The 16,489-nt window shown below is 67.0% G+C and carries 22 protein-coding genes; 10 read left to right on the top strand and 12 right to left on the bottom strand.

Going from position 1 to position 16,489, the window contains the following annotated elements; all coding sequences use genetic code 11:
- Positions 1-275: 275 nt before the first annotated feature.
- Both ACGFIF_RS10520 and ACGFIF_RS10525 read right to left on the bottom strand, forming a co-directional pair.
- On the bottom strand, positions 276-515 hold the full coding sequence (locus tag ACGFIF_RS10520; protein ID WP_393153748.1) for a hypothetical protein: 240 nt from the start codon (positions 513-515) through the stop codon (positions 276-278).
- Between the two features lie 63 nt (positions 516-578).
- Positions 579-1,286, bottom strand: coding sequence for an ArsR/SmtB family transcription factor (locus ACGFIF_RS10525; RefSeq protein WP_393153750.1), 708 nt, complete (start codon positions 1,284-1,286; stop codon positions 579-581).
- Between the two features lie 67 nt (positions 1,287-1,353).
- On the opposite strand from ACGFIF_RS10525, the gene ACGFIF_RS10530 reads away from it, so the two are divergent.
- The gene (locus ACGFIF_RS10530; protein WP_393153752.1) at positions 1,354-1,986 is read left to right on the top strand and encodes a flavin reductase family protein; all 633 of its coding nucleotides are present in this window, start codon (positions 1,354-1,356) and stop codon (positions 1,984-1,986) included.
- On the opposite strand, the gene ACGFIF_RS10535 is transcribed toward ACGFIF_RS10530, so the two are convergent.
- The 5 genes from ACGFIF_RS10535 to ACGFIF_RS10555 are packed head-to-tail and all read right to left on the bottom strand — an operon-like array spanning position 1,949 to position 4,671.
- Complete coding sequence (locus ACGFIF_RS10535; protein WP_393153754.1) at positions 1,949-2,734, bottom strand: arylamine N-acetyltransferase; 786 nt, start codon at positions 2,732-2,734, stop codon at positions 1,949-1,951. The two genes, ACGFIF_RS10530 and ACGFIF_RS10535, sit on opposite strands and share 38 nt — an antisense overlap.
- 24 nt (positions 2,735-2,758) lie before the next feature.
- Positions 2,759-3,154, bottom strand: a complete 396-nt coding sequence (locus ACGFIF_RS10540; RefSeq protein WP_393153756.1) for a VOC family protein — start codon at positions 3,152-3,154, stop codon at positions 2,759-2,761.
- Positions 3,155-3,158: 4 nt separating this feature from the next.
- Positions 3,159-3,560, bottom strand: a complete 402-nt coding sequence (locus tag ACGFIF_RS10545) for a nuclear transport factor 2 family protein (protein WP_393153758.1) — start codon at positions 3,558-3,560, stop codon at positions 3,159-3,161.
- 46 nt (positions 3,561-3,606) lie between these two features.
- Positions 3,607-3,963: a YybH family protein gene (locus tag ACGFIF_RS10550; protein ID WP_393153760.1), complete on the bottom strand. Its 357-nt coding sequence runs from the start codon at positions 3,961-3,963 to the stop codon at positions 3,607-3,609.
- 3 nt (positions 3,964-3,966) lie between these two features.
- Entirely contained in the window at positions 3,967-4,671 is a 705-nt protein-coding gene (locus ACGFIF_RS10555; RefSeq protein WP_393153762.1) for an SDR family NAD(P)-dependent oxidoreductase, read from the bottom strand.
- Positions 4,672-4,785: 114 nt separating this feature from the next.
- On the opposite strand from ACGFIF_RS10555, the gene ACGFIF_RS10560 reads away from it, so the two are divergent.
- A complete protein-coding gene (locus ACGFIF_RS10560) occupies positions 4,786-5,694 on the top strand; it encodes a LysR family transcriptional regulator (protein ID WP_393153764.1) in 909 nt (302 codons plus the stop codon).
- Here ACGFIF_RS10560 and ACGFIF_RS10565 read toward each other — a convergent pair.
- The gene (locus tag ACGFIF_RS10565; protein ID WP_393153766.1) at positions 5,685-6,455 is read right to left on the bottom strand and encodes a GntR family transcriptional regulator; all 771 of its coding nucleotides are present in this window, start codon (positions 6,453-6,455) and stop codon (positions 5,685-5,687) included. The two genes, ACGFIF_RS10560 and ACGFIF_RS10565, sit on opposite strands and share 10 nt — an antisense overlap.
- 198 nt (positions 6,456-6,653) lie before the next feature.
- Between ACGFIF_RS10565 and ACGFIF_RS10570 the strand changes: the two genes are divergently transcribed.
- On the top strand, positions 6,654-7,655 hold the full coding sequence (locus ACGFIF_RS10570; protein WP_393153768.1) for a YeiH family protein: 1,002 nt from the start codon (positions 6,654-6,656) through the stop codon (positions 7,653-7,655).
- Here ACGFIF_RS10570 and ACGFIF_RS10575 read toward each other — a convergent pair.
- Positions 7,640-9,451: a glycoside hydrolase family 2 protein gene (locus ACGFIF_RS10575; protein WP_393153770.1), complete on the bottom strand. Its 1,812-nt coding sequence runs from the start codon at positions 9,449-9,451 to the stop codon at positions 7,640-7,642. The genes ACGFIF_RS10570 and ACGFIF_RS10575 overlap by 16 nt on opposite strands.
- A 404-nt stretch (positions 9,452-9,855) precedes the next feature.
- On the opposite strand from ACGFIF_RS10575, the gene ACGFIF_RS10580 reads away from it, so the two are divergent.
- The gene (locus ACGFIF_RS10580) at positions 9,856-10,395 is read left to right on the top strand and encodes a histidine phosphatase family protein (RefSeq protein ID WP_393153772.1); all 540 of its coding nucleotides are present in this window, start codon (positions 9,856-9,858) and stop codon (positions 10,393-10,395) included.
- Positions 10,396-10,551: 156 nt separating this feature from the next.
- Positions 10,552-11,247, top strand: a complete 696-nt coding sequence (locus ACGFIF_RS10585; RefSeq protein ID WP_393153774.1) for an epoxide hydrolase N-terminal domain-containing protein — start codon at positions 10,552-10,554, stop codon at positions 11,245-11,247.
- Here ACGFIF_RS10585 and ACGFIF_RS10590 read toward each other — a convergent pair.
- The gene (locus ACGFIF_RS10590; protein ID WP_393153776.1) at positions 11,233-12,099 is read right to left on the bottom strand and encodes an amidohydrolase family protein; all 867 of its coding nucleotides are present in this window, start codon (positions 12,097-12,099) and stop codon (positions 11,233-11,235) included. The two genes, ACGFIF_RS10585 and ACGFIF_RS10590, sit on opposite strands and share 15 nt — an antisense overlap.
- A 60-nt stretch (positions 12,100-12,159) precedes the next feature.
- Here ACGFIF_RS10590 and ACGFIF_RS10595 point away from each other — a divergent pair, with 60 nt between their 5' ends.
- The 5 genes from ACGFIF_RS10595 to ACGFIF_RS10615 all read left to right on the top strand — a co-directional run bounded on the left by ACGFIF_RS10595 (position 12,160) and on the right by ACGFIF_RS10615 (position 15,099).
- Positions 12,160-12,573 carry an ArsR/SmtB family transcription factor gene (locus ACGFIF_RS10595; RefSeq protein ID WP_393153778.1) on the top strand — a complete coding sequence of 138 codons (414 nt, stop codon included), beginning with the start codon at positions 12,160-12,162 and terminating at the stop codon, positions 12,571-12,573.
- A 93-nt stretch (positions 12,574-12,666) separates the two neighbouring features.
- A complete protein-coding gene (locus ACGFIF_RS10600) occupies positions 12,667-13,224 on the top strand; it encodes a CGNR zinc finger domain-containing protein (RefSeq protein WP_393153780.1) in 558 nt (185 codons plus the stop codon).
- Positions 13,221-13,931, top strand: a complete 711-nt coding sequence (locus ACGFIF_RS10605; RefSeq protein ID WP_393153782.1) for an AzlC family ABC transporter permease — start codon at positions 13,221-13,223, stop codon at positions 13,929-13,931. Before ACGFIF_RS10600 ends, ACGFIF_RS10605 begins: the two co-directional genes overlap by 4 nt.
- Complete coding sequence (locus tag ACGFIF_RS10610; protein ID WP_393153784.1) at positions 13,928-14,227, top strand: AzlD domain-containing protein; 300 nt, start codon at positions 13,928-13,930, stop codon at positions 14,225-14,227. Before ACGFIF_RS10605 ends, ACGFIF_RS10610 begins: the two co-directional genes overlap by 4 nt.
- Before the next feature lie 266 nt (positions 14,228-14,493).
- Complete coding sequence (locus ACGFIF_RS10615; RefSeq protein WP_393153786.1) at positions 14,494-15,099, top strand: hypothetical protein; 606 nt, start codon at positions 14,494-14,496, stop codon at positions 15,097-15,099.
- Here ACGFIF_RS10615 and ACGFIF_RS10620 read toward each other — a convergent pair.
- Both ACGFIF_RS10620 and ACGFIF_RS10625 read right to left on the bottom strand, forming a co-directional pair.
- Positions 15,096-15,245 carry a zeta toxin family protein gene (locus ACGFIF_RS10620; RefSeq protein WP_393153788.1) on the bottom strand — a complete coding sequence of 50 codons (150 nt, stop codon included), beginning with the start codon at positions 15,243-15,245 and terminating at the stop codon, positions 15,096-15,098. The two genes, ACGFIF_RS10615 and ACGFIF_RS10620, sit on opposite strands and share 4 nt — an antisense overlap.
- Entirely contained in the window at positions 15,242-16,483 is a 1,242-nt protein-coding gene (locus tag ACGFIF_RS10625) for a hypothetical protein (RefSeq protein WP_393153790.1), read from the bottom strand. The genes ACGFIF_RS10620 and ACGFIF_RS10625 overlap by 4 nt, the downstream gene beginning before the upstream one ends.
- Between the last annotated feature and the right edge of the window lie 6 nt (positions 16,484-16,489).

Here is a 16,489-nt window from a genome sequence, read left to right on the forward strand (position 1 = left end):
CGACGTCCGGCCGCCGTCCGCCGGGAACGGCCGTTGAAGGTCCGTCGTCAACCTCCGCCGCCAGCGTGCCGGAAGATTTTTCCTGCGATCGTGTAACACTCGCGCCGTCACCAGCGATATACCGTGTGTAACGCCACTGAGGATCCCGTCCCAGGTCAACCGCCCGAAGGGCCTGGGGCGGGGTTCTCGTTCGTCGAGAGGCGCCCCGGACGCGTTACGCACGAAGGCCCCCGGTAGCAGTACCGGGGGCCTTCGCGCTGTTATCCCTCCCTACGCTATGACGCCTGTTCGCTCGATCGGTGCGAATCCGGCAGAGCGATCCGGTCCGCCGGGAGGCGTTCCGTCCGCTCGGTACCGTCGTCACCCTCGTACTGCACCAGACCGGTCCATCCCGTCGCCTCGTGCTCACGGCCGATCAACCAGCCGGGTCGCCACTGTCCGTCCACTTGGACGATCACATGGCTGGGCAGAGGCAAACGGGACACCAGTTCGGTGCCGGGCTCGAACTCAGTCATGGCCGAAGGCTAAGGCGTTTCCGCGCTCGGCGCCTCCCTGGAGCGTGTTTACCCACGGTCTTCTCAGACTCTGGGCAGAAGTTCTCGGACGACGCCGACAGGAAGCCCCAATTCGCGCACCGAGCCGGTCACCTTCAACGCGCGGCCGCCGGGGATGTGGGTCACCCATCCTTGCCGCAAGGCATGTCCGCACAAGGCCGCGCCGACCGCGCCGGCCAGATGCGGCCGCCGTTCGGTCACGTCCAGACATGACCGCAGCGGGGGCCGTCCGCGGCGCGACTCGACCACGATGCCGAGATCTTCCAGCCAGGCCGAGCCTTCCGGCGTGAGCGCGACACCTTCCGACCAGTCGATCAGGCCACGTTCGGTCATCGCATCCGCCAGCGCCACCCCGAGCTTCCCCGCGAGGTGGTCGTAGCAGGTCCGCGCCCGCGCGAACGCGTCCCGCTTGCTGACCGCGGCCAGGCTGGTCAGGACCTCGGTCCGATGAGGTGCCAGCGCCGCCAGTCCTTCGATCAACTCGGCCGTATCCGGACCGGCGAGTTTCAGATAGCGATGCCGTCCCTGCCGCACCTCGGTCAGCAGACCGCCGTCGACCAGGAGATTGAGATGCTCGCTGATCGTCGGCCGCGACACCTTCGCCAGCCGGGCCAGCTCGGTCGCCGTCCACGCTCGCCCGTCGAGCAGCGCCAGGCAGACCGTCGCCCGGGTGGCGTCGGCCAGCATCCGGGCCCAGGCGGCCAGCTCCTGCCCCTCGGTCTGCGTACTCATGGATCCCATCATGCCGTTCCGACAGTTAGGCGCCCGCCGAAGCGTCCGCGACCTAGCGTCGGGAGCCATGACGCACCTGACGATCGAACCGTCCATCCTGTACGTCGGTACTCCGGTCGCCCTGCTCTCCACCGAGAACGGCGACGGCACGATCAACCTCGCCCCGATGTCGTCCGCCTGGGCGCTCGGTGACGTGGTCGTCCTCGGACTCGGCAGCTCCGGTCAGACCGCGCACAATCTGCGGCATCGGCCGGACCTCGTGATCAACTTCCCGTCCCCCGCAGAGTGGGAGGCGGTTGAGCGGCTCGCCGGGCTGACCGGTCGCGACCCGGTGCCGGACCACAAGCGTGCTCGCTTCCGCTTCGAGCGGGAGAAGTTCAAGGCGGCCGGGCTGACTCCGGTGGAGTCCGAGCTGGTCGGTCCACCGCGGGTGGCCGAATGTCCGTTGCAGTTCGAGACATCCGCCGTAAACGTGCAGTTTGATGCTGATGGCAACTTTCTGATCGTGCAGGCGCGCGTGCTGCGGGTGCACGCCGACGAGCGGATCGTCGTACCGGGGACATCGTACGTCGATCCGGGGGCGTGGTCGCCGTTGCTCTACACCTTCCGGCACTACTTCGGTCTCGGCCCGGAGCTGGGTGAATCGTTCCGGACCGAGACGCCTAGAGGAGCCGAAGCCGATCGACTTCTTCGTCGCTGAGGACGACGTCGAGTGTCGCGAGGACAGCCGGGAGATCCCCAGCCGGTACGACGCGGTGCGTGCTTCGACCGTCGGCGTACTCGGTCGTGAGCTCGGCTCCGATCAGGCGACGATTGACGCCGTCGGCGACCCGCATCACCACCGGCCTGCCGGTGAACGGGGAGTCTCGGTGGGTCGAGACGTAGTGGTGATAGACCTCGTAGTCGATCGGGCGGACCGGCTCGTCGTTGGACGCGTGCTGCGGGATCCAGCCGTCCGGGGTCTGCTTCGACAGGGTCCAGGCGTCGCCGTCGGCGGTGAGGCGGTGATCCCAGCCGCCCTGGTCGACGATCACGCCGTCCTTGAGTGGGGTCGGGTAGAGCTGGCCGGCGCCGAACCCGACATCGGCGAGAAACTCCTGCCCGTCCACGCCGACCTTGAGCAGCGCGTGCGTACGCGGTCCCGACTTGTGCGGTTGCACCCGCGCGACCCGTCGTTCCACCGCGAAGCCGAGTCGCTCCAGCGCGGCGCCGAAGAGCAGTGTGTGCTCGTAGCAGTAGCCGCCGCGCTGTCGTCGTACCAGCTTCGCCTGGATCGCGTTCAGCCCGATCCCGGGGTGCGTGCCGAGGATCACGTCGATGTTCTCGAACGGGATCGCCAGCACGTGCGCCCGGTGGAGACTGTGGAGGCTTTCCGCGGATGGTGTCACCCACGAATGCCCGATGCGGTCGAGGTAGGCGTCCAGGTCGAGTTCTTCGATCTCCCACATGACGCCTACCCCAACACTTCGAGTTCACTTGAGGTCAAGTTCGCTGAACAAGGTGAGCTGGATTCCGCCCGGGGTCTCCAGCCGGGCGTTGAGCGAGTTCCACGGGGTGCGGGTCGGCTCGGCGAGCACGGTGGCGCCGGCAGCGGCCAGCGTCCGCGTGGTCTCGGCCGAGTCGTCCACCTCCAGCGCCACCCGGTACTTGCCGGCGACCCGGCGGCCGACCTCGACCTCGTCGATATAGTCGGCCTGACCCGGGTCCGCGATCTCCAGCGTCGCCCGCTCGACCTCGAGGATCACCACCCGCCCGTTCTCGGACGAGTACGACGCCCGCTCCGGCAGCCCGAGCACGTCCCGGTAGAACGTCACCGCCTCGTCGTAGTCGTCCGCCGTCACGACCAACCGCAGTTCCCTGACCGTCATTCCTTCAGTATCGGGTCTCCTGCCACACCGAGGTGATGGTCGCCTCGTCGAAGCGCCAGCCTGCCGGGGTACGTACCGCGCTGTACGTCAGCCGCACGCCGTTCCGCTGGTGCGGCGGCTCACCGTCGCGGTAGAAGGAGACCAGCTGATAGGCGGAGGCCTCGGCGCGATCTCCGTCGACGTCGACCAGCACGTCACTGTGCATGTGCTGGGCCTTCTCGTCGGCGGGTTTCGACAGGTAGGCGACCACGTGGTCGATCCCCCGGATCTCACCGCCGCGCGGTGAGTGGACCACCACGTCCTTCGTGTAGATCTGCCGGAGGTCCTCCGGTGTCCCCTCGTCCAGCACCCGCGCCAGCCGGGTGAACAACTCCGCAACCTCGAGCCGATCAAGGATCTCTCTCATCGCCTGTTTCCTCTTTCGTTGGTATGGCCAACATTGGTGTCACCAACTATAACCGGGAAACCTGATAGTGCAAGATCCGCCAGGAATCACCTACCTGTCGGACGATCACGCTGAGGTAGACGGGCAGGGTCGGCCGGTCGGAGAACGAGAAGTCGACGGCCAGGTACCCGAGGACGAGGTCGTCCGTGAGCCGCCGCGTCTCGAGGATCTCGTACGACGCCCGCAGTCCACGCGGCTGTGAGTCGTAGTACTCGGCCACGTTGTCCGGCCCCACGCCGTACAGGTGCAGGCCCTGGAAGATCGCGTCGTCGGTGAAAAGTGACGCCACCTGCTTGGGCTCGTGCTCGTCGACGCCGGCCTTCCACTGGTTGAGCACTTCGCGAAGAACGTCGAGTTCAGTCATGGCTCAGTGCCCTGCCTGCTGGCCGCCGTCGACGTGGAGGATCTCGCCGGTGACGAACGCGGCGCCCTCCAGGTACACGACCGCGTCGACGATCTCGTCGATCTCGCCGAGCCGGCCGACCGGGTGCAGTGCGGCCAGGAACTCGTGTGTTTCCTCCGGGTGCATCGGCGTACGGATGACACCGGGGGCGACGGCGTTGAACCGGATACCGCGGGCGGCGTACTCGGTGGCGAGGGACAGAGTGGCGGAGTTCAGTCCGCCCTTGGTCAGGGATGCGAGCACCGACGGCACGTTGCTGTTGGCGTGATCGGCCAGGCTCGTGGTGATGCTGACGACGTGACCGGTGCCTTGGGCAACCATTGCGGCGACGGCCCGCTGGGTGATCTCGAAGAACCCACGGACGTTGATGCCGGTGACGACGTCGAAGTCCTCGACGGTGTATTCGGTGAACGGCTTCGCGACGAAGACGCCGGCGTTGTTGACCAGCGTGTCGATCCGGCCGAACGCCTCCAGTGCGCTCTCCACGATCCTGGTGCCGACACCCGGCGCGGCGATGTCACCCGCGACGGTGAGTACCAGCGGGTCGTCCGACGGCTCGATGGTGCGGGAGTTGGCGACGACGGCGTACCCGAGCTTCCGGTACGCCGGGACGAGTGCCGCTCCGATGCCCTGGGACGCACCGGTGATGACGGCGACTTTCTGCTTCATGGTTCTCTCTTTCGTGATGGAAGATGCTGTACTTCGATCGTTGTCGAACCATCCGCCGTTTTCCACGACCGGTTTGCTCTCAGCTGAGAGGCCCGGCCTACTACGATCGGGCGGGTGGAACTGCGGCAGTTGCGGTACTTCGTCGCCGTGGCCGAGGAGCTGAACTTCGGTCGCGCCGCGGCCCGCTTGCGCATCGCCGGTCCGTCGCTGTCGCAGCAGATCAAGTCGCTGGAGCGGGATCTCGGCGTCCGGTTGTTCGACCGCGACCGCCGCACCGTCACGCTGACCGCGCACGGCGAGTCGCTGCTGCCGCAGACCCGGGCGTTGCTCGAGCAGGCTGACGAGTTACGCCGTACGGCGGCCGGCTTCTCCGCGACCGAACCGGTCCGGCTCGGTTATGTGAGTTGGCGACCGGTCGATCTGGTCGAGCGGACGTCCGGGGTCGCGCAACTGCTCGTGGATGCGTGGGTGATGCCGTCGCACACGCAGGCGGGCCGGGTCGCGGACGGCAGTGTCGATCTGGCGATCTGCTGGGTCCGCGCGACCGACCTGGCCGAGCAGGAATTGGTCGGCCGGCTGATCGGGGCAGACCGGTTGACTGCGATCTCGTGGGGTCGCGACGAGTCCGCCGTACGTGCGAAGGACACCGCGCTGCTGGTGGACGCCGACACCGCGACCTGGGCGTCGTGGAACATCTACGCGGTCGAGTTCGCCCGCGAGACCGGTGCCGAGATCGTCCGGATCGACGACCACGGGATCACCGGCCAGGCCTTCTTCGAGCATGTACGACAGTTACGCCGGCCCGTGATCAGTTCGCCCAAACGTGACGACACCCCGCTGCCGCCCGACCTGGTCCGTCGCCCGGTGGTCGAGCCGATCCCGATCTGGACCTGGGCTCTGGTGTCCCGCCGCGACGAACCGAGTCGCGCCGTACAGGCCGCCATCGAAGCGCTCACTCGCGACCTCACCGTCGACCTCTCGGACGGCTGGCTCCCGGCCGACGATCCGTTCCGTCAGGCCTGAGTGACGGCCGCAGTCGTCAGGCGGTAGCCGGTGTTGGCGGAGAACTCGGCGGACAGTGCGAAGCGGTCGCCGCGGACCAGGGTGTGACGCCACTCGACCGCGCGGTTCTGTGAAGTGCCCTGGCGGTTGATGGAGAAAGCGGCGGCTTCCGGCGGGCAGCGCAGCAGGGCGCGCTCGGCCGGTGTGGGTACGACGGCCCGGATGTCTTCACGACCGTGGTCGAGGCGGAGTCCGGTGCGGTCGGCCAGTTCGTTGTAGAGGCTGGTATGGGTGAAGTCGGCGTCCAGGAGCGGTTCCGCGAGTGAGGCCGGCAGCCAGACGCGGTCGAGCGCCAGTGGCTCGTCGCCGGCGAAGCGGAGCCGCTCGAGGTAGAGCAGCGGGATGGACGCCTCCAGGTCGAGCCGGGCCGCGATGACGCCGTCGGCCCGGACGTCCAGCGCCCGTACGACGCTGTGCTGGGTCAGACCGGAGGCCTCGACCGAGGAGAAGAGGCTGTAGAGCGCGCCCATCGGCTGCCGGATCTCGGGCGTGGTCGCGACCCGCGGCTGGCGGCCGCGTTCGGCGACGATCAAGCCGTCGGCGCGCAGTTTGGCGAGCGCCTGCCGGACCGTGTGCCGGCTGACCTGGTAGTCCTCGACCAGCGCGAGCTCACCGGGGAAGACGTCGTCGAACTCCCCGGCGCGCAGTCGGCGGACCAGGTCCTGCTGCAGCTGCTTCCAGAGCGGCTGGCCGCCGGAGCGGTCGAGCCTGCGCTCGGTCATCTGGTCCTGTCCTCCGCTGGGGGTCTGCGCTGCGGGCTTGCGCTGGGGTTGCCGGGCTTGCCAAATGTCCGGTCATCTCCTAGCTTAAATGTGCGTACATTTCTAGCGTAGGGGAGAGCCGGTCCGATGGTGCAGGTCGAGGTTAGGCCAATCGCCCCGACCGCTGTTCCCCGTGACCACCGCTCCCGCCTTGGCTCCGTGCTCCGCTCGACCGGACGGCGCGTTCCGGGCCTGGCCGTCGTACTGGCGTTGGCTGCCGTCGCGGTCCCACTCGGCCGGCTCGTGCCGGTCGTCGGCGGACCTGTGTTCGGGATCGTCCTCGGTGTGCTGGCTGGGCTGCTTGTGCCCGCGTTGCGATCCGACCTGTGCCGGCCCGGCTACACCTTCGCGTCCAAGACCTTGCTCCAGTCGTCGATCGTCGTACTGGGAACCGGTCTGTCTCTGCAGCAGGTCGTCCATGTCGGTGGCTCGTCGCTGCCGGTGATGCTCGGCACCCTCGCGATCGCGCTCGGCGGCGCCTGGCTGTTCGGCCGTCTGCTCGGTGTCCGGGGCGACACCCAGACCTTGATCGGTGTCGGTACGGCGATCTGCGGCGCCTCGGCGATCGCGGCGACGACGGCGGCGATCAACCCCAAGCGCTCATCGGTCGCCTACGCGCTGGCGACGATCTTCACCTTCAACGTCGTCGCCGTACTCACGTTCCCGCCGCTGGGGCATTTGCTGGGCCTCAGTCCGGAAGCCTTCGGGTTGTGGGCAGGTACGGCGATCAACGACACGTCCTCGGTGGTCGCCGCCGGGTACGCCTACAGCCAGGAGGCCGGCGACCAGGCGCTCGTCGTGAAGCTGACCCGCTCGCTGATGCTGGTGCCGATCGTTCTGGCGCTCGTCTTCCTGAAGTCGCGGCGCGATGCCCGGACGTCCGCCGCTGCGGCTCGTCTGCCCTGGCGGAAACTCGTCCCGCTCTTCCTGATCGGCTTCCTCGCCGCCGCGGGCCTCCGGACAGCCGGTCTGGTGCCTGTCGGTTGGCTGCCTGCTCTGAGCCTGATCGGGACGTTCCTGATCACGGCCGCGCTGGTCGCGATCGGGCTGTCGCTGCGGCCGAAAGAACTGCGCGACACAGGACCGAGGCCGCTCCTCCTCGGAGCGATCCTGTGGGTCCTGGTCGCGGCAGGCAGTCTTGCGATTCAGTCCTTCTCGTAGGCGGCCGGCCTGGTCTGGACGGCCTTGATCCGCGGTACGTCGAGCTTCGAGCTGCGGTCGAACCGGTAGATCCCGTTCTCTTCCTGGAAGACGTCGGTGAGCTGCGTGTAGCAGTAACCGAACATCAGCGGGTCGTCGAGCAGTGCGTCCACCAGACCGGCGAAGCGGTCGTAGAACGCCTCCTCGTCCGCCACCCGCTGGCCGTAGCCCCACGACTCGGTGGTGTTGTTGCCGGCGGCTTGGGCAGCCGCTTCCGGGTTCCACCAGATGCCGCCGAACTCACTGCAGAAGTACGGCTGACCGGCGTACGGCTGGGAGATCGGCCGCCGCTCGTGCCCACCGGTGTTCCCGTACGGCGCTCCGTCCGCAAGGCCGGCCATCTGCCGCGCGAACTCCGCCGGGTCCTGCTCGTAGTTGTGTGAGTCCCACACGTCGGTCTCCGGCACGCGGTGCGAGTACCCGGACGCATCCAGCACCGGGCGCGTCGTGTCGGCCGCCTTCGTCGCCAGGAACATCGCCCGGGTGACGTCGTCCAGCTGGGTGATCCGGTCGTGCAGGAACTGGTGCGTCTCGTTCAGCGGGCACCAGCCGATGATGCTCGGGTGGCTGTAGTCGCGTTCGACCGCTTCCAGCCACTGCGTGACGAAGTTCGCGGCCGGCTGCTGGTTGTCCTCTTGGGTGCCATCGGCAACATTCTCGCCCCAGTCGCCGAACTCGCCCCAGACCAGGTAGCCGAGCCGGTCCGCGTGGTACAGGAACCGCTCCTCGAACACCTTCTGGTGCAGCCGCGCCCCGTTGAAGCCTGCCGCCAGGCTCAGCTCGATGTCCGCGACCAGCGCCTCCTCGGACGGTGCCGTCATCAAGCTCTCCGGCCAGTAGCCCTGGTCCAGCACCAGTCGCTGGAACACGTGCTTGCCGTTGATCAGGATCGCCTGACCGTTGATCGACACCGACCGCAGTCCGGCATAGCTGTCGGCGCCGTCCACGACGTTGCCGTCGGCATCGATCAGCTCGAGGCGTACGTCGTACAGGTGTGGATCGGTGGTGTCCCACAGGCGAACCCGGTCGGCTGGGACCTCGAGGGTGATGCGCGGTGCGAAATCGAGGTCGGCGCGGACCTCTTTGGTGGTGACCTCGCCGTCCGCGTCCTTCAGGATCGCGCGGACCTTCCAGCCCGGCTTGTTGGCCGACACCGGTACTTCGAGGTGGAAGCTGGAGCCGGCGACGTCCGGGGTGATCCGCGGCCTGCCTAGGTGGACTGCCGGCACGGCCTCGAGCCAGACGGTCTGCCAGATGCCGGTGGTCCGGGTGTAGTGGCAGCCGCTGTTGAAGTAGTTCGTCGTCTGCTTGCCGCGCGCCTGCACACCGTGCCGGGTGTCACGGGCGCGGACCACGATCAGGGCTTCCTCGCCCGGCGCGGCGACGGCGTTGAGGTTCGCGGTGAACGGCGTGAACCCGCCGCGGTGCCGGACCACCTCGACACCATTGACCCAGACGGTCGCGTCCTGGTCGACGGCCTGGAAGTGCAGCACCGCGTCCTTGCCCGACCAGTCGGCCGGGATGGTGACGGTCGTCCGATACCAGACCGCTTCGAGGAAGTCGACGTTCTCGATCCCGGACAACTCGGTCTCAGGCGCGAACGGTACGACGATCCGCTGCGACAACTCGCGGTCCCGGACCCCACGCTCGAGACCGGAATCGGACCGATCGATCTCGAACTGCCACTCGCCGTTCAAGTTCAACCAGTCCGGCCGAACGAACTGCGGGCGCGGGTGCTCAGGGCGGGGTTGGGTCATCGAGGACTCCGTGAGAGTGGAGAAGAGTGGGCGATACACGACAGTACAACGTTGGAATAGCCTCAGCAATAGGTCCACCCGCCCCACCCAACCAGCGGACCGTGGTCCCCCCTCGCACCCCGGCGACCGTGGTCCCCCTCGCAGTCGGCTCCCGCTCGCTGTCGCTCGCCCGCCGGCTGCCCCACCCACCCTTTCTCGAGTACGCGCGCGTGCTCCTGTGTCGCGCGCTTGTGAAAGCACCGTGGTCGCGGCGACCCATTGACCTGGGAGTGGCGTGGTGTCGCCCGCCCGGCTCTGCAGCCTCTGGTTCCCCTCGCAGTCGGCCCTCCGCTCGCCATCGCTCGCGCGCCTCGTGAAAGCGATGTGGTCGAGGCCCGCAGGCTGCGTGCGGTATCAATGCACGCATGCCCAGCGTCTTCCTCGTTCGCCACGGCGAACCCGGCTCTCCTCAGATCGACGCAGAAGGCTGGTGGGGTCCCGCCCGTGACTGGGCACCGATCCCGGCCAAGGGCATCGAGCAGGCGAAGGTCGCCGGCCGAGAGCTCCGACGGGTGGGGGCCTACCGCATCGTGGCCTCTCCGATGACGCGCGCCCTGCAAACTGCGAGTCTCATCGCCGCAGAGACCCACCTCCCGCTCACGGCCGTCGAGATCGACCTTCGCGAATGGCTGCCGGACTCCACGCTGTCCTGGCGAGGACTCAGCGACGTCCAAGCCCTCAGCAGCGACTTCGAACAATGCCAGGGCGAGTGGCCTCCCGGAGAGACCCGCCTTTGGGAACCGCTCTCCTCTGTACGCGACCGAGCGCTCAACGCTTTGCGGAGACAAGCCAGCGGCCAGTCTGAGCCGTTCATCGCCGTCTGCCATGCCACGGTGATCCGAGCTCTGACCGGCCACACCCACACCGAATTCTGCGGTATCCGAGTGCTCGAAGACATGCCCTGAAACGGGCTGATCGTCAGCCCTGGTTGGGTAAGGCACGCAAGCAATTGCTGATGATCAAACTGAGGTGTCTCGGGCTAGAACTGCGGCGTCGCACCGTGTGGGACCTCCAGGGAGCGGAGTGTGTCAGTCTGAGGATTCGAACGTGGGAGGGTGGGGATGGAGCGGGTTGCGGCGGTTCGGCGGGTGCGGTTGCGGGTGGGTGAAGGGGAGTTGGCGGGGCTGGTCGCGCGTGTCCGTGAGGTCAAGGGGAGTGGGCAGGGCGGCGGTGGGGTTGTGCCGGCTGAGTTTGTTGATGAGCTGATTGACTACTGGGTCGGCGGCTACGACTGGCGCATTTACGAGGACCGGCTGAATGGCTATGAGCACTTTGCTACCGAGATCGGTGGGCAGTTTGTGCACTTCATGCATTCGCGGGCGGGGCGGGCTGAGGCGTCGGCTGTTTTGCTGACGCATGTGTGGCCGAGTGGGGTTTTGGATGTAGTGGATTCCGCTGGAGGGCTTCGTAGTACGCATCATCTGGTGATGCCGTCGATTGCCTTTACTGCGTTGGCGGAGCCGGGTGGGTTGATGCGGCGGCTTGGGTATGACGAGTTTGTTGTTCGGGATGATCGCGGCGGGGTGCCGGCGGCGGGTGCTGGTGTAACGGCCGAGCGGAGAGAGTTCGCGCCGGAGGAGCTCGCTGAGGTTCGGTGGTTCAACGAGAATCTCAATGCCGTCAATGATGAGCAGCAGGTTCGGGCGCTGGTTTTGAGTGCGGCCATGCTGGCGTGGAACTCGCAGCACGCTGATCGCGACGCGATTCTGACTGGTGTGACGTTGGCTTGGTTCGCGCCGCGGTTACACGCCGAGTAGGCGGGCGCCGTTCTCCCGGCACACTGCACGGAGCCAGTCGTCGCCGAGGTCCAAGGACTCCAGCGCCTCGAGTTGTACGCCGTACTCGTAGGGGATGTTCGGGAAGTCCGAACCGAGCACGATCCGGTCCTGCAGGTCTCCCAGCCGGCTGGTCAGTTCGCGCGGGAAGGGCATGAGGGATTCGGTGAAGGGGGTCAGCGCCATGGTGGTGTCGAGGTGGACGTTGGCATAAGAGGTGAGGCCGAGGTGCTCGGCGTACTCCGGCATGCCCAGATGCGCGATCACCGCAGTCAGCTGCGGGTGCTTCCGTAGTACCTCACCGAACGGCCCGGGGCCCGTGTGCCGGCCGGGGACCGGTCCGGAGCCGCAGTGGACCACCACTGGTACGGCGGCCTCGGCCAGTTGACCCCAGACGTCGTCGAGGACGTCGTCACGCGGGTCGTAGTCGCCGACCTGCACGTGAACCTTGAAGATCCGCGCGCCCTGCTCCAACGCCTCGCGCACATAGGCGGAGGCGCCCGGCTCCGGGTAGAACGTCCCGCTCGGTACGCACCCGGGCGTCGCCTCGGCGAAGTCGCGCGCCCACTCGTTGAGCCAGGCGGCCATCCCCGGTTTGTGTGGATAGATCAGCGCGGGGAACGCGCGGACGCCCAACGCCTCGAGCGTCTTCAGTCGCTCCTCCACCGACGTCCGGTAGTTGATCGGCCAGGCCGTCCCGTAGTGCTCCGACGCCTGATCGAAGTACGCCCACACCGCATTCATCACCTGGTCGGGCAAGAAATGCACATGCACATCGACCAGCCCGTCCAGCCCGAGCCGCTGCCACCACGCCGGTACATCCACATCACGCACCCCGCTACTTTACGTGCGCCAAGCTTTTCAACAGCTACGTAACTACGTACTATCCACAGTGTGGAAGACCCTGTGGATAACCGGCTCGCAGAGCTGGAGCGGCGCATCGCCGCGCTGGAATCCTCAGCAGTCACCAAGCGGGGAACGAGACGGCCGTCCGATGCTCGGCAGGCCGACGCGGCCCGGGCGATCCGGGAACTCCGGGCCAGGCGCGACTGGTCAGAGGTGGCGCCGGCCCTCGCGGCGCTGGGCAGTCCGATCCGGCTCACGCTGCTCCGCGAGATCGTCCGCGGTCATGCGACCGTCAACTCGCTGAGCCAGGTGGAGGGCCTCGGTACGAGCGGGCAGATCTACCACCACCTCCGCCAGCTCACCGCCGAGGGCTGGCTGCACACCCCCAGCCGCGGCACGTTCGCCATCCCGGCCGCCCGCGCCACCGCCCTGAACGCGATCCTGGTCGCCTTGGAGGACTGAATCGCTTCCGCCCCCGGACACGCGCGCACTTGCGCCTCGATCTCCTAACGACTCATGATGCATTTTGGGTGTTAGAGCGAGAGAGGTGGAGTCGTGGACTATCGACCTGAGCTGGTCGGCGGTCATCTCGTCCTCGATCTGGTCAACACCGTGGCGTGGCGGCTGGACGATCGCCGGCGGGTCGACCGCCTCGCGGATCCGGGCAACCTGCGCAAGTGGTTGACAGCCACCGGACTGGAACCTTCGGATCGAGAAGCCGGGACCGCACTGCACGACACCCTGGTGCACTGCCGTGAGACTGCCTATGCGGTGCTGCATCCCCTCGCGCTCGGTGCAGAACCAGCTGCCGACGATCTCGCCGTACTGCGTGAACTGATTGAGGACGCCGTACGCAAGGCCTCGCTGGTCAGCTCGCGACCGCTGACCTGGCACGCCGACACGATCGCCGACCGAGTCCGGCTGTCCGTCTGGCGACTCTTCGAGGACGAGGACCTGAGTCGGCTGCGGCAGTGCGACGACGGCGAATGCGGCTGGCTGTTCCTGGATCGCAGCAAGAACGGGTCGCGCCGGTGGTGCAGTTCGGCGGATTGCGGCAATCGGGCCCGCGCCCGCAGGCATTACCAGCGTCGTCACACCGGAGCGTCGGCATGATGGTGATCGACCGGACCGCCTTCGCCGCGGGCATCCGGCTCGGCCTCGGACCGGCTGGTGCAGCCTTCGTCCTGGCCCTGAGTTTCGGCGCCGAGGCGGAGGCCCGGGGGTGGGGGTTCGGCCTGCCGGTCCTGTTCTCCGCGCTGGCCTTCTCCGGATCGGCGCAGTTCACGTTGCTGACGGGCCTGTCCGGGGGCGCCGTGGTGGCGACGGTCGCCTCGGCAGCGCTGATCAACGCGCGCTATCTCGTGATGAGCGTCGCGCTGAACGACAGTCTGAACGGAAGCCGGCTGAGCCGGGCGCTGCAGGCGCAGGCACTCGTGGACGCTTCGTTTGTCTTTGCCCACCGCAACGATGGCCGGTACGACGTGTCCCGGCTGATCGGCGCCAGCGTGCCGCAGTGGGTCCTCTGGGTGTTCGGGACCGCGGTCGGCGTACTGATCGCTCCATCGGCCGATCTGATGCACCGGCTCGGGCTGGATGTCGTGTTCCCGGCGTTCTTCCTGGCGCTCGCCATTGACGAGGTGAGGCGCTCCCGCCGAGCACTCGCCGCGTCCCTGCTCGGAGCCGGTGTCGCCGCCGTCTTGTTGCTGGTGACGGATCCGGGCTACGCACTCCTCGGAGCCACGGCGGCCGCACTGATCGGTCTGCTCCCCGAACGCGGACCGGATCCCGAGCGTGCCGAGACCACAGAGGAGACCTCATGAAGCTGTGGTTGGCCGCCCTGGCCGTCACCATCGTCAACTGGCTCATGAAGGCCGGCGGCCCTCTGATGATGGGCGAACGCAAGTTGCCGCCCGCAGCGGTCCGCGTCGTCGGACTGGTCGCTCCCGTACTCCTGGCAGGCCTCATCGTCACCGAACTCGGCGGCAAACACCTGGACTGGACGCAACTGGCCGGCGTCGCCATCGCCGGAGTCCTTTCCGTCCTAAGAGTCCCCCTCCTACTGGCAGTCGCCGCCGGAATCGCCCTCACAGCCGTCGTCCGGCTACTGATCGGCTAGCGCCCTCAGCCTGTCTGAATCAATGAGCCAGAGGTCGAGCAGTCTGCGGGAGGCGCTGACGTCGTTCGACAGCATGATCGAGAATGCGCGGTCGACGGCGGGTGAGACGAGCGTGATCATCTCGTCGGGGCGCGACACCTACGCAGCCGGCCGGGACCAGCACATCGTGCGGCATGAGAACCATCGGGAGTCACGCGTCCGGATTGAGGAGTCCCACCGTCGTACCAATAGCATCGCCGCAACGATTTCAGCGTGCAGGAGTTTTCATGATAGTTGCTCGGTCAGTTTATTGTTCTGGATCCATCGTCAAGGGCACAGCAGAGGCGAACCGTCTGTGCTGGACCGACAACGAGCGCGACGAGGTGCGTCAAGGGGCCTCCCCCCGCGAGGTCGTCTTCTTGAATCCAGATGATCCGATCACGGATCCGGACAACACTCTGGGACAGTTCGGCCGGGATATGTACCAGGTGATGCTGGCCAGCGCAGTGATCGTCGATGCGCGCGAACGGCGCGGCCTCGGGATCGGTGTGGAAATGGCTGCGGCTGCAGCGTTCGACACGCCGGTGATCTTCGTTGCGCCGAGAAATTCGAAGTATCGCAGCGACCTGCTCGAGTATCGCGGCGCATCGGTCAAGAACTATGTGCATCCGCACGTAGCGTCCCTGGCGAACTGTGTCGTTGATGACTTCTTCGATGCGGGCCAGGCGCTGGATCGTCTCGACGATGCGCGGGACGTGACTCAACGGAGGATGCCTGACTGGCTGCGAGGCGCCATCGAGGAGTACTCGACCAACCTGTTGCAGAAGGATCGCTACATGCTTGCTGCCCTCCACGATCTGGGCCTCGATCCCAAGGCGATGCCAATCGACTAGTCGGCGGCCAGATTGCGCAGAATTTCGCCGCTGCGGATCTCGACCATCCGCAGTCGTTCCGCCAGCAGCTCCGACAGTGTGCTCTTTCCGGCTCCGGGCGAGCCCATGATGAACAGCGCCGGCGGCGCGGTCGCGTCCGAGATCAACGATCGGCTGCCTGGTCGGTGAGCCAGAGGTTGATGAGGCCTTTGAAGTGGGCGGTGAATTGGTCGTGTTCGTTGGCGGGGTAGGTGGTGGTGACTGTTTCGCGGAGGAGGCGGTCGAAGTCGGGGCCGGCGAACCAGTCGCGGATGCGGGCGTCGAAGTCGCTCAGGTGGTCGGCGCACCACTCGTGGTACTTCGCGGTTTCGAAGTGTTCGTCGGCGAGGGCCAGGTAGGCCTCGAGTTTGGCGTCGTAGTCGAGGGACTCGTCGTCGGCGATGTCGAAGTACCGCTCGCTGCGTAGGTCGATGGAGCTGCGGCGGCCGGTGGCGAGGGAGAAGACCGACCACTTGACCAGGGCGCTGATCGCCCACGGGAAGTAGTAGTGCAACGACGTCACGGCGACGTCCGGGCAGGCGTTGGCGTAGTCGATCGGGTGAACCGAGTCGCCCGCGACCAGCATCTCGCAGGAATTGAACTCCCAGCCGAAGAACGCGTTCACGATCCGGCTGATCGCCACCGCCTGGTGCCCGGCCGACGGGCTGAGAAAGTCGTGTGAGACGGCGTACCGGTTGTGCATCGGCTCATCCGGGCGGAAGTCCATCACCATCGTCTCGGCGCCGATCGACAGCGCCCGGGCGAACTTGTCGTACTCGATCGTCGCCTGCAGGTGCATCAGCATCTCGCCGGACTCGTCGTACGCCTTGTGCAGGTCGTCAGGATTGTTGATCCGCGACACCCCACGCCAGCCGCCGCCGTCGAACGGCTTCATGTACATCGGGTACCCGAGATCGTCCGCGATCGCGTCCAGGTCGAAACCCTTGTTGTACTTCGCCGACGTGTAGGCCCAGCGCACGTTGTCGACCGGGTTCTTGTACGGCACCAGCACGGTTCTCGGGATCTTCAGGCCGAGCCGGAGCATCGCGCAGTACGCGCTGTGCTTCTCCATCGCCTGGAACGTGAACGGCGAGTTCAGCAGGTAGGTGCCGTTCATCAGCGCGGCCTTCTTCAGCCACTCGCGCGGGTGGTAGTACCAGTACGCCAGCCGATCGATCACCAGCCCGACCCGGACCGGGTCCGTCAGGTCGAACGGCTCGATGGTCAGCCGCCGGGACCCGAACTCGTGCTCGATCCCGTCCAGCGTCACCGGCCCGACCCGCTGCAGCAGCGCCTCGAACGCCTGCGGCCAGTCCTCCTCAGCCCCGAGCAACAACCCGATCAAATGCCGTGAGCGATCAGCCACAGTCAG

It is taken from the genome of Kribbella sp. NPDC049174 (genome assembly GCF_043197365.1).
GTDB lineage: Bacteria > Actinomycetota > Actinomycetes > Propionibacteriales > Kribbellaceae > Kribbella.

Bases quoted from the DNA above. Each gene is read 5' to 3' on its own strand.
- ACGFIF_RS10520 (WP_393153748.1), bottom strand. From the start codon at position 515: ATGACTGAGTTCGAGCCCGGCACCGAACTGGTGTCCCGTTTGCCTCTG.
- ACGFIF_RS10525 (WP_393153750.1), bottom strand. From the start codon at position 1,286: ATGAGTACGCAGACCGAGGGGCAGGAGCTGGCCGCCTGGGCCCGGATG.
- ACGFIF_RS10530 (WP_393153752.1), top strand. From the start codon at position 1,354: ATGACGCACCTGACGATCGAACCGTCCATCCTGTACGTCGGTACTCCG.
- ACGFIF_RS10535 (WP_393153754.1), bottom strand. From the start codon at position 2,734: ATGTGGGAGATCGAAGAACTCGACCTGGACGCCTACCTCGACCGCATC.
- ACGFIF_RS10540 (WP_393153756.1), bottom strand. From the start codon at position 3,154: ATGACGGTCAGGGAACTGCGGTTGGTCGTGACGGCGGACGACTACGAC.
- ACGFIF_RS10545 (WP_393153758.1), bottom strand. From the start codon at position 3,560: ATGAGAGAGATCCTTGATCGGCTCGAGGTTGCGGAGTTGTTCACCCGG.
- ACGFIF_RS10550 (WP_393153760.1), bottom strand. From the start codon at position 3,963: ATGACTGAACTCGACGTTCTTCGCGAAGTGCTCAACCAGTGGAAGGCC.
- ACGFIF_RS10555 (WP_393153762.1), bottom strand. From the start codon at position 4,671: ATGAAGCAGAAAGTCGCCGTCATCACCGGTGCGTCCCAGGGCATCGGA.
- ACGFIF_RS10565 (WP_393153766.1), bottom strand. From the start codon at position 6,455: ATGACCGAGCGCAGGCTCGACCGCTCCGGCGGCCAGCCGCTCTGGAAG.
- ACGFIF_RS10575 (WP_393153770.1), bottom strand. From the start codon at position 9,451: ATGACCCAACCCCGCCCTGAGCACCCGCGCCCGCAGTTCGTTCGGCCG.
- ACGFIF_RS10580 (WP_393153772.1), top strand. From the start codon at position 9,856: ATGCCCAGCGTCTTCCTCGTTCGCCACGGCGAACCCGGCTCTCCTCAG.
- ACGFIF_RS10585 (WP_393153774.1), top strand. From the start codon at position 10,552: ATGGAGCGGGTTGCGGCGGTTCGGCGGGTGCGGTTGCGGGTGGGTGAA.
- ACGFIF_RS10605 (WP_393153782.1), top strand. From the start codon at position 13,221: ATGATGGTGATCGACCGGACCGCCTTCGCCGCGGGCATCCGGCTCGGC.
- ACGFIF_RS10610 (WP_393153784.1), top strand. From the start codon at position 13,928: ATGAAGCTGTGGTTGGCCGCCCTGGCCGTCACCATCGTCAACTGGCTC.
- ACGFIF_RS10615 (WP_393153786.1), top strand. From the start codon at position 14,494: ATGATAGTTGCTCGGTCAGTTTATTGTTCTGGATCCATCGTCAAGGGC.